6 protein-coding genes are annotated in these 15,633 nt (G+C 39.8%); 4 read left to right on the top strand and 2 right to left on the bottom strand.

Annotated elements, in window-relative coordinates:
• Positions 1 to 144: 144 nt before the first annotated feature.
• Together EA365_15930 and EA365_15925 are read right to left on the bottom strand one after the other, a co-directional pair.
• Complete coding sequence (locus tag EA365_15930; protein TVQ42166.1) at positions 145 to 1,131, bottom strand: GTP-binding protein; 987 nt, start codon at positions 1,129 to 1,131, stop codon at positions 145 to 147.
• A 105-nt stretch (positions 1,132 to 1,236) separates the two neighbouring features.
• Complete coding sequence (locus EA365_15925) at positions 1,237 to 4,089, bottom strand: isoleucine--tRNA ligase (GenBank protein TVQ42165.1); 2,853 nt, start codon at positions 4,087 to 4,089, stop codon at positions 1,237 to 1,239.
• A gap of 310 nt (positions 4,090 to 4,399) precedes the next feature.
• Between EA365_15925 and EA365_15920 the strand changes: the two genes are divergently transcribed.
• The 4 genes from EA365_15920 to EA365_15905 all read left to right on the top strand — a co-directional run bounded on the left by EA365_15920 (position 4,400) and on the right by EA365_15905 (position 15,415).
• Positions 4,400 to 7,678, top strand: a complete 3,279-nt coding sequence (locus EA365_15920; GenBank protein ID TVQ42164.1) for a GAF domain-containing protein — start codon at positions 4,400 to 4,402, stop codon at positions 7,676 to 7,678.
• A 22-nt stretch (positions 7,679 to 7,700) separates the two neighbouring features.
• Positions 7,701 to 10,508: a GAF domain-containing protein gene (locus EA365_15915; GenBank protein ID TVQ42163.1), complete on the top strand. Its 2,808-nt coding sequence runs from the start codon at positions 7,701 to 7,703 to the stop codon at positions 10,506 to 10,508.
• A gap of 171 nt (positions 10,509 to 10,679) precedes the next feature.
• Positions 10,680 to 14,942, top strand: a complete 4,263-nt coding sequence (locus tag EA365_15910; protein TVQ42162.1) for a hybrid sensor histidine kinase/response regulator — start codon at positions 10,680 to 10,682, stop codon at positions 14,940 to 14,942.
• 5 nt (positions 14,943 to 14,947) lie between these two features.
• The gene (locus tag EA365_15905) at positions 14,948 to 15,415 is read left to right on the top strand and encodes a chemotaxis protein CheW (protein ID TVQ42161.1); all 468 of its coding nucleotides are present in this window, start codon (positions 14,948 to 14,950) and stop codon (positions 15,413 to 15,415) included.
• Positions 15,416 to 15,633: the final 218 nt, after the last annotated feature.

Here is a 15,633-nt window from a genome sequence, read left to right as displayed (position 1 = left end):
TAATTAAAAAAGTGGGGATGGGCATCGCCTCACTCAAAAACGGTCAATCATCTCTGAAGGTGAAAGACAAGAAGCCTACACCATAATCTTTGATTCGGTGTAGGAGTATGTCACGTTTAACAGGAGATTATTTTCAGGGCTATTCTACATCAAGCAATCTGACAATTGTTGACGTAGTTTATCATGATCTAAGTCTTGACCAATTAAAACTAATTGATTTTTGGGTTCACCACGCCATTGGTCATCTTCTATGGTAAAACGTTTACCACTAAGGTGGAAAATATGACGGTGGGGACTCTCGTCAAACCAGAGAATACCTTTAGCGCGAAAAATCGAGACAGGTAATTGATTATCGAGAAAGTTTTGGAACTTACGAATCGATAAAGGGCGATCGCTACTAAAAGATAAAGAAGTAAACCCATCGTTTTCGAGGTGATGAGAGTGATCGTGATCGTGATGGTGATGATCATGATCGTGTTCGTGTTTATCTTCTACTCCATAATATTGATCCGACTCAAATAAACCTACGCTTAAAACCAGAGATAGAGGTACTTGAGATTTAGAGGTACGTAGAATTCTCGCACCTGGTTTAAGATCTCTAATTTTTACTTCTAGTCTATCTACATCTGCTTCATCTACTAAGTCAATTTTGTTGAGGATAATGATATCACCGTAGGTAATTTGACTATAAGCTGCTTCAGAGTTAAATAGATCTAAGCTAAAATTCTCACAATCTACTAGGGTAATAATTGAATCAAGACGAGTCATATCCCTTAATTCTGTCCCTAAAAAGGTTAAAGCTACAGGGAGAGGATCTGCTAAACCCGTAGTTTCTACCACTAGATAATCGATTTGTTGCTCTCTTTCTAAAACTGTATAGACTGCTTCTACCAAGTCATTATTAATGGTACAACAGACACAACCATTATTGAGGGCGACTAAATTATCTTCGGTTTCCACAATCAATTCATTGTCTATACCAATTTCCCCGAATTCATTAACCAGTACCGCGGTTTTAAGTCCTTCTTGATTGGTTAAGATATGGTTTAATAGGGTAGTCTTACCACTTCCCAAAAAACCAGTGATAATGGTGACTGGTAAACCTTGTTTTGGTGCGTCAAGAGATTGCATAAAGATTAGAGGAATTTACTAGTATTGTTTAATATCTAAGTTATTTCATTGTAGCGTGACCTACCCTATCTTTCTCTAAGATAGGGTTACAATTTTTGCTGAAAGTTAAGATTCTACAACTTCATAACAACGCTCACAGAGGGTAGGATGTTGACTAAATTCACCTACTTTGGGGGAATAATTCCAGCATCTCTCGCATTTGTGTCCAATAGCGTGTTCAATGGCAATAGCTATTTTACCATCAACAGAATGATAGGTAGCAGAAGCGATCGCCTCAGAAGAAGTAGCTAATTGTACTTGAGAAGCTAGGAAAAGATAGCGCAATTCATCTACTCCCTTACTTTCATCTACTAGATATTTTTCTAATAGCGCTTTTGTTTCTGCTTCACCACTCCAGAGTATGACTTGAGAATCCAAAGATGAACCAATCATTTTAGCTACTCTGGCTTGTTCCATAACCTTATTAACTTCATTGCGTAACTCTCTGAGGATTCCCCAAGGTTTAGCTAATTCAGGTTGATTCCATTGAGGATCTAATTTTAGCCATCCCGACTCAAACACTGATTGGGTAGGTTGAGGGTAGGGTAAGTATTGCCAAATATTTTCTGCCATATGACACAGTACAGGAGCGATCGCTTTGGTGAGATTTTCTAAAACTATTTGTAAGACTGTTTGACAACTACGACGTCTATGAGAATTTACTCCTGAGATGTATAGTCTATCTTTGGCGATATCTAGATAGAAATTAGACAAATCTACCACACAGAAATTTTGCACAGTTTGAAAGAAGCGGAAAAATTGATAACTCTCAAAAGCGTCGGTAATTTCGGTGAAAACCTCTGTGCTTCTGTGCAGCAGATATTGGTCTAATTCTGGTAAGTCAGTATAGGGGATAGTATCGGTTTCGGGGTTAAAATCGTGTAAATTCCCCAACAGAAAACGCGCGGTATTGCGGATTTTGCGATAAATATCAGCCAATTGTTGGAGTATATTCTTACCGATACGTACATCTGTCGAATAATCTACCGAAGACACCCATAAACGTAAAGTATCTGCACCATAGGGGGGATCTTGCTTTTGGTTTTTCCCACCTGCGATAATTACTAAAGGATCAACTACATTCCCCACAGATTTACTCATTTTATTGCCTTTTTCATCTAAGACAAAACCATGGGTTAACACTGTTTGATAGGGAGCAATCTTATTAGTTGCTACACTAGTGAGTAGGCTAGACTGAAACCAACCTCGATGTTGATCTGAGCCTTCTAAATACATATCTACTGGGTATTTTAAACCTCTTTGTTTAGCTACCGCCGCCCAAGAAGAACCAGAATCAAACCAGACGTCCATTGTATCAGTTCCCTTGCGATAGCGATCGCTTTGTTGGCGATAAGATTCTGGTAATAATTCTTTTACTGATAATTTCCACCAAGCATCAGAGCCTTGTTCAGCTATAATTTGTTGTACGTGAGCGATCGTTTCGGCATTTAATAAAGGTTCGTTCGTTTCTATGTCGTAAAATACTGGTATAGGTACACCCCAACTGCGTTGTCGAGAGATACACCAATCGCTTCTCTCGGCTACCATAGGGGTAATGCGGTTTTGTCCTTGACTTGGTATCCATTCTACCGAGGCGATCGCTTTTAATGCTTGGCTACGGAATCCTTCTACTGAAGCGAACCATTGCTCTGTAGCGCGAAATATAGTTGGTTTTTTGGTACGCCAATCATAGGGATATTTATGCACGTATGGTTCTTCTTTTAATAAAGCCCCCTGAGCGTTTAAAGCCGCGATAATTGCTTGATTAGCGTCTTTAAGTACATTTAACCCTGCGAATTCTCCCGCTTCTGCTGTAAAATTCCCCGCGTCATCTACAGGAGATAGAATGGGTAAACCGTATTTTTGTCCGACGATATAATCTTCTTGTCCATGTCCTGGTGCGGTATGTACTAAACCTGTACCTGATTCTGTGGTGATATAATCTCCCCCAATTACTATGGGACTTTCCCTATCATAAAGAGGGTGACGATAGGTACAATATTCTAAATCTTCTCCTCGAAGAGTTGCTACCACCTCTAGATTAGTTCCGATAATCTCTGTTAATCTACTGACTAACTCTGTAGCTACAATCAGATAACGATGGGTTGGACTACCCGTTACCACTGCATAACTCAACTCAGGATTAACCGCTACTGCTAGGTTACCAGGAATTGTCCAAGGAGTGGTCGTCCAAATTCCTACCCCTAAATCTTCTGCAAAAGGGGTAAGAATTGCTTGAGCTTTTGTTCCTATGCTTACTACCTTAAAAGCAGCATAGATACTTAAAGAAGTATGACCCTCGGGATATTCTAACTCAGCTTCAGCCAAAGCTGTACGAGAACTTGGACTCCAATGTACAGGTTTTAACCCTCTATAAATATATCCTGATAAAGCCATTGCCCCAAATACCCCTATTTGGGCTGCTTCGTATTCTGGGGTTAGAGTTAAATAGGGATGTTCCCAATCTCCCCACACTCCAAAGCGTTTAAACCCTTCCTTTTGTTCTGTTACCGCTTCTAGGGCGAATTCTTCGGCTAATTTGCGCAATTTTAAGGGGGTTAACTCTGCTCTTTCGGCAGATTTCATCTTTTGTAAGACCTTTAGCTCTATCGGTAACCCATGGCAATCCCAACCAGGAATATATTTAACTTTATAACCTCTAAGTAGTTTATACTTATTTATAATATCTTTAAGAGTTTTATTCAAAGCGTGTCCCATGTGTAGAGAGCCATTGGCGTAGGGTGGTCCATCGTGGAGAATAAAGCTTTCCTGGGGGTTTTCTTGGGATAATCGCTCATAAACTTGGTTTTCTTGCCAAAATCGCTGTAACTCTGGTTCTTTGGCAACAGAATTAGCCCTCATCTCAAATTTAGTTTGGGGCAAATTAACGGTATTTTGATAACTCTTGGATTCTGTCACAGTTTAGTTTTGCTTAACAATAGTTATTATCTTATTTTAGCTTAATATGGTGTGGGATTCCCTCATCACCTCAGATCTGGCATCTTTGGCAAAAGTTACTAATTGAGGTAGGGGGTAGGGATGGTTAAAACCTTTACCAGAAAGAAGATTTGGGGCAAATAGTACTTTTGTACTTAGGCAAGATTTGAGATCACCGCAAAAGCTTCTTACTACATTAAATGAAAATAAACGTTAGTCACTCCAAAATTTAGGGAACTATATAATTAGGACAAAGGCAGAGTGAATAAATAACAGAAAATAATCTAGTAGTATGACCCAGTTATCCCCACAACAACCAGCCCCCAATCCCCAAGACGAAAATAACCCAGGGATTGAAGCGGTAATAACAGGTACAGAAATAACTAATCAAGTAGCACCAAAAGTAGTAACTAACACTCAGCAACAACCATCGGGAAATTGGTGGCAAAAACTGAGTGTCCAAAATAAAGTTGGCTTAGTAGCGATCGCCTTAAGTACCCTTCCCGTATTAACCCTAGGGGGAATCAGTTATTATCTAGCAACTCAACAAACCCGTAAAGACATCATCGCAACACAAACAAGAGAAACCAGAAGTATAAACGACGCCATCCAATTATTTGTGAGCGAGCGCGTTAAAGACGTCAGCGCAGTAGGACAATTAGACTTATTCGCCGATCCAGAATTAAGAGCTAATAGCACTAACGCCGAAAAAAACGCCAGATTAGACATCTATCGTCAAACTTATCCCTATTATCGCAATCTAGTCTTTTTAAATAGCACAGGTCAAGTACTAGCCTTGTCAGGAGAGCCACTAGAGGAAAGCGAACAAGCATTCTTTCAACAAACATTAGGTAGAGAAAAACCGCTAATCAGTCAACCCCAATATAGTCAAACCGACAAAACCCATAAATTTTATATCACCGCACCAGTCAAAGACAAAAACACAGGACAAATCATTGGTATAATTGGTGCAAGTATTCCTACAGATGTTTTTAATCCACTTTTGGCTAGATACCAACTAGAGTCAAAAGATTTCTTCGTCATTGATGGTAGTGATAAAGTTACAGCAGCGAGTACAGCAGCTCATATAGGTCAAGGAATAGAAGAAATTTTCCCCAATCTCCCCTTACAACTAGAAGACACCTACGCCTTTGACTTTCAAGGAGGAGAACAAAAAATAGTAGCCCTGTTAGCCTCGAATCAACTCAAAGAATACGATTTAAACTGGAGAACAGCTTTAGCCACCCCAGTAACAGTAGCTAAAACAGGACGAAACCAAGGACTCCCCATAATTTTAAGTACCCTAGGATTAGGTTTAGTGAGTGCAGGTATAGGCAAAACTTTAAGCGATCGCTTGACCAAACCCATTATCCAAGCAGCCCAAGCCAGCGAAACCCTAAAAACTACAACTTTAGAGACACCCCTAGTCGTAGAAAGTACAGACGAAATAGGCACTTTACAAAGTAGCCTCAACACCGTCAGCGATCGCCTAGAATATCTGGTCAAAGAACAACAACTAACCAACGTCCAAGCAACTAAACTGAGAGACATTACCCTGAAAATAGCAGGAGCACTAGATAGAGAGGCAATCTTTGAAACCGTACTCAAAGAAATCAGAGCTAGTCTCAAAACAGATAGAGTAATCATCTACCGCTTTGACGAAACTTGGCAAGGTAAGATTATAGCAGAATCCCTAGCCCCAGGCTGGCCCAAAGCACTAGGAGCAACCATCGCTGACCCCTGTTTTGCTGAGAGATACGTAGAAAGATACAAAAAAGGGAGAGTCCAAGCTACCCCAGATATCTCTAACGCGGGTTTAACCGACTGTTACCTTCAACAATTAGAGCCCTTTGGCGTCAAAGCTAATCTAGTAGCACCAATAGTAGTCAAAAATAACTTACTAGGACTATTAATCACCCACCAATGCTCCCACACCCGCGAATGGGAAACCGCAGAAATTGACTTCTTCAGTCAAGTAGCAGCCCAATTAGGACCAGCTTTAGAAAGAGTTGACCTCCTCCAACAACAAAAACTTGGTATCAAACTAACAGAAATGTTAAAAGATGTCACCCTGAAATTAGCAGGAGCATTAGACCTAGATACAATCTTTGATAAAGCAACCGAAGAAATTAGAGAAATCATCCAAGCAGATAGAGTAATTATCTACCGCTTCGATGAAACTTGGCAAGGTACAATAGTAGCTGAATCAGTGCAAGGAAATTGGCCAAGAGCATTAGGAGCAACCATCGCTGACCCCTGTTTTGCTGAGAGATACGTAGAAAAATATAAACAAGGTAGAGTACAAGCTACCCCAGATATTCGTAACGCGGGTTTAACCGACTGTCATATTCAACAACTAGAACCCTTTGGGGTTAAAGCTAACCTAGTAGCACCATTAGTAGTAAAAGGAGAATTGCTAGGTTTACTTATCGCCCACCAATGTTCAGCACCACGTAACTGGGAAGCAGGAGAAATAGGCTTCTTTGGTCAAATCTCCACCCAAGTAGGACTAGCGATCGAACGTATAGAACTAGTAGAAGCCCAAAAACGCGCCGAAGCTGAACAGCGCAGCGGTAGAGAACAACTACAACAACGAGCCTTAGAACTACTCATGGAGGTAGATCCCGTCAGTCAAGGAGATTTAACCATTAGAGCTAGCGTCACCGCAGACGAAATAGGGACAATCGCTGACTCCTATAACGCCACCATCGAAAGCTTACGACGCATCGTAACCCAGGTACTCGACGCTAGCCAACAGGTAGCCGAAACCACCCTTACCAACGAAACCTCTGTACAACAACTATCCGTAGAAGCCATCACCCAAGCCGAAAACATCAGTTCAGCTCTCGATGAAATCCAAGCGATGACCGAATCAATTCGAGCAGTCGCGATGAACGCCGAAGAAGCAGAATCAGTAGTAAAACAAGCAGTAGAAAGCGTAGAACTAGGTGATGAAGCGATGAACCGCACCGTAGATGGGATCATGGCTATTCGAGAAACAGTAGCCGAAACAGCTAAAAAAGTCAAACGCTTAGGAGAATCAACCCAGAAAATCTCTAAGGTAGTTAACCTGATTAGTAGTTTCGCTGAACAAACCAACCTATTAGCACTTAACGCCTCTATTGAAGCAGCCCACGCGGGAGAAGAAGGACGAGGTTTCGCAGTAGTAGCCGATGAGGTGCGCTCTCTAGCTCAACAATCAGCCGAAGCTACAGCAGAAATTGAAAAAACAGTAGCCGAAATTCAAGCAGAAACTAACGAAGTAGTCGCCGCCATGGAATCAGGTACAGAGCAAGTAGTTACAGGTACTAAATTAGTAGAAGAAACCAGAGGTAACCTCAACCGCATTACCGTAGCTTCAGCCAAAATTAACCAATTAGTCGCTGAAATCGCTAAAGCAGCAGGAGAACAAGCTAAAACTAGCGAGAATGTTTCCCATACTATGACCGATGTAGCCACGACTTCTAATAAAACCTCTAACACCGCTACAGAAGTGTCAGAATCCTTTAAACGACTGCAAAATGTAGCCCAAGAGCTACAAGCTACCGTCGGTAGATTTAAAGTACAGTAACCCACATAAGTAACTAACAGCCATGACTCAAACCTCTCCTGATAGACAACAAGAGGAACTTAACTCTAATTATCTTCCCCCGGAATCTCCCCCTAAACCGGTAATCGAGATCACCCATCCTCCTTCCCCTTCCTCTGAAAAAAACTGGTTACAAGACCTACCAGTTGGTAGTAAACAGCTCTGGACGAGTCTATTACCAGCCCTAGTCTCTATTCTTGGTCTAGGAGGAGCAGGAATTTGGTTACTAGGGCAACATCAACAAGCTAATCTACTCAATCAGGCTAAATCTGAGTTGGAAATTATCTCTAATCTCCCTCCAGAACAACTAAATAACATTAATAATATAGGATATACCGCAATTTATCCTAGTCAAACTACAGCAACTATTGAACCAGGGGTAGAAAGGTTAATTCAACAAGCAATTACTAATAACCAGGCTACAGGGAAAGCTAATATTCAAGGAGTAGAAATGCTTCTAGCTGCTAAGACTATTAGCCCAGAAGATGTCTTAGTTCGGGGTGTTCCTAATCCTCCTCTCAATGTAGGCTCAATTTTGGGGATAACAGGATTGGCTTTATTACTTAACCTGCTTACCGCTGTCTTGTTTAAAAAATATCTGACCACCAGAATAGAAAAATTAACCTCTTTTGTCCACAATTGGCAACCAGGTAAAGGTCAAACTCTGGCGATCGCAGGAGCAGACGAAATCGGTCAATTAGCTAGTAATTTTGACCACATAACTAGAGAGATAGAAGTTAATCAACAGAATCTGGAGCTAGAAACACAACAAGCGACTATGCTGGCAAAGATGAGTAATAACTCCGATTTGCGTGAGAGTAACTTACCAATTTTCCTAAATAATAAACTAGAAGAAGCTAGAAATATCCTCGCCCTCGATCGTCTCCTGATTTACCATATAACCACCGAAGGTAAAGGTCACGTAGCCCTAGAAGCCCTCGCTTATGGTATTGAAAGTTCCCTAGAAGCTTCTATAGATGATAATTGTATCCCCAAAAACTTACTCGAAGCCTATCAACAAGGTAGAGTTGTCCCTATACCAGATACAGCTAAGGCTAATTTTCACCCTGATCACCTAGATTTAATGAAACGTTTAGGGGTAAAAGCTAATTTAATTGTACCTGTTGTCAGTCAGGGGAAATTATTTGGCTTATTAATTGGACATGATTGTCAAAAAACCCACCCCTGGCAACCTAGAGAAATAAACTTCCTCAGACAATTAGCTATTCAAATAGGTATAGCCATAGATCGCGTTGCCTTAGAGAGAAAACAACAAGAAGATACCCAAAGTCAACAAAAACTCTCGGCAATTATCACCGAAATGGGGCAATTATCGACAGCAACAGAGATTTTTAACCTCGTTATTAACCAAGCGCGTGATACCTTGAAAGCAGATCGCGTGATTATCTACCGTTTTGATGAAACTTGGCAAGGTAAAATTATCGCTGAGTCTGTGGCTGAAGATTTCCCCTCAGCTTTAGGCGCAACCATCGCTGATCCCTGTTTCGCTGAAAAATACGTAGATAAATATAAACTAGGTAGAATACAAGCTACCCCAGATATTTATAACGCAGGGTTAACTGATTGTCATCTACAACAACTAGCACCCTTTAAGGTGAGAGCTAATTTAGTTACACCTATCGTTATCCAAGATAATCTTATCGGCTTATTAATCGCTCATCAATGCTCAGGACCTCGCAATTGGCAACGTCGAGACATAGACTTTTTAAGTCAATTAGCTATTCAAGTAGGTTTAGCGATAGAACGAGCTACAATTATGGAGAGTCAACGACTCAGTTTAGCACAACAACGCCAAGCTAAAGAACAATTGCAACAACAAGCCTTACAGCTAATGATGGAAATCTATCCCGTTAGTCAAGGAGATCTCACTATTGAAGCCAAAGTTACCCCCGATGAAATCGGAACTCTCGCTGATGCTTATAATGGACTAGTAGCTAATCTACGTCAAATCGTTACTCAGGTTCAACAAACAACCACAGCCATAATTGATAACACTGAGTTTAATCAAAATTTCCTCGAACAACTCGCCGCAAAAAGCGATCGCCAAACCCAAGAGATTATTAACTCTCTCGAACGCTTACAATTGATGAATGAATCAGTACGTAACGTTGCGGTTAGCGCTGAACAAGCAGAAGTAACACTCGCTCAAGCTAACCAGAAAATTGAAGAAGGAGAAGCCACTATAACTCGTACAGCTACAGAAATGCTCAATATACAAAACATAGTAGCAGAAACGAGCGAAAAAGTCAAAAAATTAGGGGAATCAAGTCAAGAAATAGGTAAAGTAGTCAGTCTAATCGGTAAAATAGCCGCCCAAACCCACCTATTAGCTTTAAAAGCCTCCATCGAAGCAGCTAGAGCAGGAGAAGAGGGTAGAGGTTTTGCTGTAATCGCCGATGAAGTAAGGTCACTGGCTTCTCAATCAGCAGAAGCAACCGCAGATATCGATAAACTCGTTGGGGATATCCGCAGTGCAAGTAATGATTTAGTCACGGCGATCGAAAACGAAAAAACACAAATAGAACAGGGAACTACACTAGTAGAAACAACCCGAGAAAGTTTAAGTCAAATTACCCTAGTTTCCAACAAAATAAATCAATTTATCGTCGAAATAGCTCAAACAGCTCTAGAACAATCCAGCGAAAGTACAGATATAACACAGGCACTGGCTCAGGTAGCAGCAATCGCTCAAGAAACTTCGGCAACCACATCAGAATCTCTGACTTCTTGTCAAAAATTATTGTCTATGACACAAGATTTACAAAAAAATACTGCTAAATATAAGCTATAGCACTCATGCACAAGGTAAGAGGGAAATGAAGAATTAAGAATGAGGCACTCATAGAATATGGTATATAGGAATGATAACACCTAACTCCTTTCCTCCAAACTCTTGAAATGGGTTTCACGACTTGAAAATATTAAACACTCGAGATGCGTACTGCTATTAAGATCAAAAACCATGATTAATCACGATAGACAAGGCTCAGCTTATCAATTCTTTATCGAAGAAGTACCCGAACTTTTACATATTATTGAAACAGGGTTACTCAATCTTAAAAGTGAAAAAACCACCCAAACAATTCATGAAGTAATGCGCGCCGCTCATTCTCTTAAAGGGGGAGCAGCAAGCGTAGATTTAGACGCAATTAAAACCATCTCTCACCGTCTTGAAGATTATTTTAAAGCACTCTATAGCGATGAGGTGAGCATCGATGATGACTTAGAAAGCTTATTACTACAAGGCTATGACTGTTTGCGTTTGCCCCTATTACAACAAATAGAAACAGGCGGTTTTGATGAACAACACGCCCTAGCTCAGGCTGAGCCAATTTTTACCGCGATTGAAGCTAAACTAGGCAAAGCAATCACCGAATTAGAAGATTATATACCTAGCTCTAGTGATTTGGGTATAGATATAGCAGACTCGCTATTTGACATAGACGTAGCACAAATTATCGAAACCCTAGACAATCAACCCGCAAGTGAGACGGTGTTAAGAGAGCAAATCGAAATGTTTGCAGGATTCGGGGAATTACTCAACTTACCAGGAGTAAAAGCGATTACCGAGGCAGCAACAGCCGCAATTACAGCTAATCCTGGGAAAATTAAGCAAATTAGCCAAGCTTTTCAAGCAAATGTTCAAACTAGTAGAGAATTAGTCTTAGCAGGCGATCGCGATTCAGGGGGTGAACCCTCAAACGCCTTATTATCTCTAGCCCAAATAAGTACAAAAGTAGAATCACCTCCTAGCAATATCGACGATCAAGCCTATCAATTCTTCATCGAAGAAGCCTTAGAATTATTAGACATTATAGAAGCAGGAATATTAACCCTCAAAGAAGAAAAATCAACCCCAACAATTCATTCTATTATGCGCGCCGCTCATTCTCTTAAAGGAGGAGCAGCAAGTGTCGATTTAGAAGCAATTAAAACCATTTCTCATCATCTCGAAGACTATTTTAAAGCACTTTATAGCGAAGAAATAATTATCGATGAAGACTTGGAAACTTTGCTATTACAAGGATACGATTGCTTGCGCATACCTCTATTAGAACAAATAGAAACAGGTAGTTTTGACCAAGAACAAGCCTTGTTACAAGCTGAAAATGTCTTTCAATTCTTAGACGCTAAACTGAGTCAAGCACTAGCAGAATTAGAAGACTATATACCTAGTTCGAGCGATTTGGGTATAGATATGGTCGCGTCTATCTTTGAAATAGATGTAGAACAAGAATTAAGCAGATTAGCAGCGGTTATCGCTACTCCAGAAGAATACAACGTAATCGGAGAAGCGAGAGCATTAATAGACGTATGTTCAGGATTTGGAGAATTACTGAATTTACCAGGCTTTAGAGCGATTGGGACTACAGCTTTAACGGCTTTAGAACTACATCCAGAACAAGCTTTAACTATTTGTCGTTTAATGCTGACAGACTATACCCTCAGTAGAGAACAAGTATTAGCAGGCGATCGCCAATTAGGGGGTAAACCAAGTCCCGAGTTAATAGCTTTAACTACAAAAGAAGCTCCACCTACTTTAGAAGATATTTTTAGAGAAGATGAGTCTTTATTAGGAGATACTTTTAATCAGGTAGATACAGCAACACCGCCAAATTTAGAAGATGTCTTTACAGAAACGGAGGATACATCTTTACTAGAAGATACTTTTAACCAGATAGAAACTCAAACGGAGGATACATCTTTACTAGAAGATACCTTTAATCAGATAGAAACTCAAACACCACCAAGTTTAGAAGATGTGTTTAGAGAAGATGAATCTTTACTAGGAGAAGATACCTTATCAGAAAGTGGAACATCCCCTAATTTAGAGGATATCTTTACAGAAACGGAGGATACATCTTTACTAGAAGATACCTTTAATCAGATAGAAACTCAAACACCACCAAGTTTAGAAGATGTGTTTAGAGAAGATGAATCTTTACTAGGAGAAGATACCTTATCAGAAAGTGGAACATCCCCTAATTTAGAAGATGTCTTTACAGAAACAGACGCAACACCCCTATTAGAAAATAATATTAATTCCTCTGAAACTGCACCAAGTCTAGAGAATGTCTTTGGTGACGTAGAGACACCTGCGAGTTTAGAAGATATCTTTACAGAAACAAATACCTCACCAGAAGAAGTAGCAACTACTAAAGACAATTTAGAAACTGTAGTTGAGTCAATCGAGAATATCTTTGAGAAATTACCAGAAGCAACAGACATCCCCTCAACAAAGATACCTACTCCATCTCAACCAGCAAAAGTCACCCCACCTACCCCAGAAAAAGCCAAAACTACCCCCACAACAGCTTCTAATCTGTCAGTGCGTATAGATTTAAATCGCATTGAGAGAATTAATAACTTAATCGGTGAATTAGCTATTAATCGTAATAGTTTATCTCTGCAAAATGAACAATTACAAAAAACAGTCAGAGAGTTAATGAATCGCTTTTCTCGCTTTCAAAATATGAATAAAAAATTGCGAGAATTATCAGACCAAATGTTGATTAGTCCTTTTAGTCAATATAACTCGGTTGCTGATTATAGTTATATAGCTTCTGACTTTGATACTCTAGAAATGGATAGTTATGGTACTATTCATAGTATGCTGCAAGGATTGTTAGAAGAAATGATCCAACTCGAAGAAGCGGTAGAAGATATAGCCTTATTTTCCCGACAATCCAATCAAAGTATCGAAGAACAACGCCAAATGCTCACTAGAGTTAGAGATGAGCTAATGTGGGCGAGAATGTTACCTCTATCAGAAGTATTAAACCGATTTCCTAGAGTTTTACGGGATTTATCTACAAATTATCACAAACAAGTTAAATTAAAACTAAGTGGAACAGGTGTACTAGTAGATAGGGTAGCACTAGAAAAACTCTATGATCCTCTATTACATTTATTGCGCAACGCTTTTGACCATGGTATCGAAACTCCCGAAGAAAGGGTTAAGAAAAATAAACCCAGTGAAGGTATTATCGAGGTTAAAGCTTATCATCAGGGTAATCAAACTATTATCGAGATTAAAGACGATGGAGGAGGAATCAATCTCGATAAAATAGCCCAAAAAGTCTTAGAAAAAGAACTCTTATCACCAGAACAAATAGCAGTAGCATCAAGAGAGCAATTATTAGATTTTATCTTTACACCAGGTTTTTCTACAGCAGACAAAGTCAGCGAATTATCAGGAAGGGGTGTAGGGTTAGATGTAGTGCGATCGCAAATTAGCTCCCTCAAAGGTACAGTTAACGTTAACTCTAATCGAGATAAAGGGACAACTTTTACTCTGCGTTTACCCCTAACTCTAACCATCGCTAAACTGTTAGTTTGTTTAGTTGGAACTACCCCTGTAGCAATTCCTTCTGATAGTATCGAAGAAATCATTATTCCTCAAAGCGAACAAATACGGGTTTCGGGTAAACAACGTTTTTTGCAAGTGGGTAATCAAATCATTCCTGCTTATAGCTTCAAGGATTTGTTAGCCTATAATTGTTCGATTTCTTCAACTTTTGATAGTAAAGTTCTCATCTCTGTACCTACCCCAGAAGATTGGGCTTTACCATTTTTGATTATACGTCGTGGACAGCAAATTTATGCCCTAGAAGTGGAACGCTTACTCAGTGAACAAGAGTTAGTAATTAAAGCTTTTAGCTCTACCCTCGCTCCTCCAAGCTATACTTATGGTTGTACCATTCTCGGTGATGGTAGTCTCATTCCCGTAATTAATGGCGCAATTCTCCTGGAATTAGTTTTAGATACCGACACAGTCTCTACCCCTATTAACGTCTCTATCTCTAAACCAACCACAGAGGAATATACCCCCACTAAAACAGGAACGATTCTAGTAGTAGATGATTCAGCAGCAATGCGACGCACCCTAGCTTTGACCCTCGAAAAAGCCGGTTATCGCGTTATTAGCGCTAAAGATGGACGAGAAGCATTAGATCAACTCCAGGGTAATTTTGGCATTAGTCTCGTAATCTGTGATATTGAAATGCCCAATATGAATGGGTTTGAATTCTTGACTCAACGTCGTCGCGATCGCGACTTTCTCAAGATTCCTGTAGCTATGCTTACCTCCCGTAGTAACGATAAACATCGTCGTCTCGCTATGCAGCTTGGCGCTAATGCTTATTTTACTAAACCCTATATTGAACAACAATTCCTCAAATCAATCCAACAAATCATTAACCAAGAAGCAATCTCAACTAAGTAAATAATATGAGTACAGCAAATAAGTCTCTGAAAATTCTTTTCTTTACAGTGGGTTCACTACATTTGGCTTTTAATATCGATGTGGTCATCAAAATCAATAAATATACTTCTGTCTTAGGAAGTGGCTTAACTCACTATGGTATCACTAATCTCGGCGATCGCGAAATCACCGTAATTGATTTACACAAACGTTTATTTAATTCTAGTCAACCTCGATCTTCCCAAACTGGAGGTTATTTACTCCTAGCTAAAAATAGTGTAGAGGAAACCTTTGGGATTGTACTTGGTCAAACTCCTACTCTTTTAGACGTGTCTTTAAGTCAAATTCGGGTTTTACCTGAATCTTATCGTCAGTCTGATACTTTGCAAATCGCTACTCATGTTATTCTTTTCACTCAAGCTGAGGAGAAGTTAACCGTCTTTTTACTCGATCCAGATGAGTTACTCCCCGTGACGCTAAATAGGGTCTGTTGAAAAAGTAAGTCTTGGTGAGGAAGAAGCAAGAGGGAAGAGGAGTTCAAGCTATTTTTGCTGAATTTTCAAAATGGGTTTGGAAAAACGTATTTATTATTATTTCAAATATACTTTTAAATAGACAGATTCCCATTATCTAGAATTGTAGGTCAAGTGGGCGTGTTTTGTCAACCCCGAAGAGTAGTATTTTTAATCCTGGATAGCTGAAGCGGCGATCG

Origin of the sequence: Gloeocapsa sp. DLM2.Bin57 (assembly GCA_007693955.1) — a bacterium.
Lineage (GTDB): Bacteria > Cyanobacteriota > Cyanobacteriia > Cyanobacteriales > Gloeocapsaceae > Gloeocapsa.
Note: the sequence above shows the minus strand (reverse complement) of the source record. Positions and strands in the feature narration are given on the sequence as shown.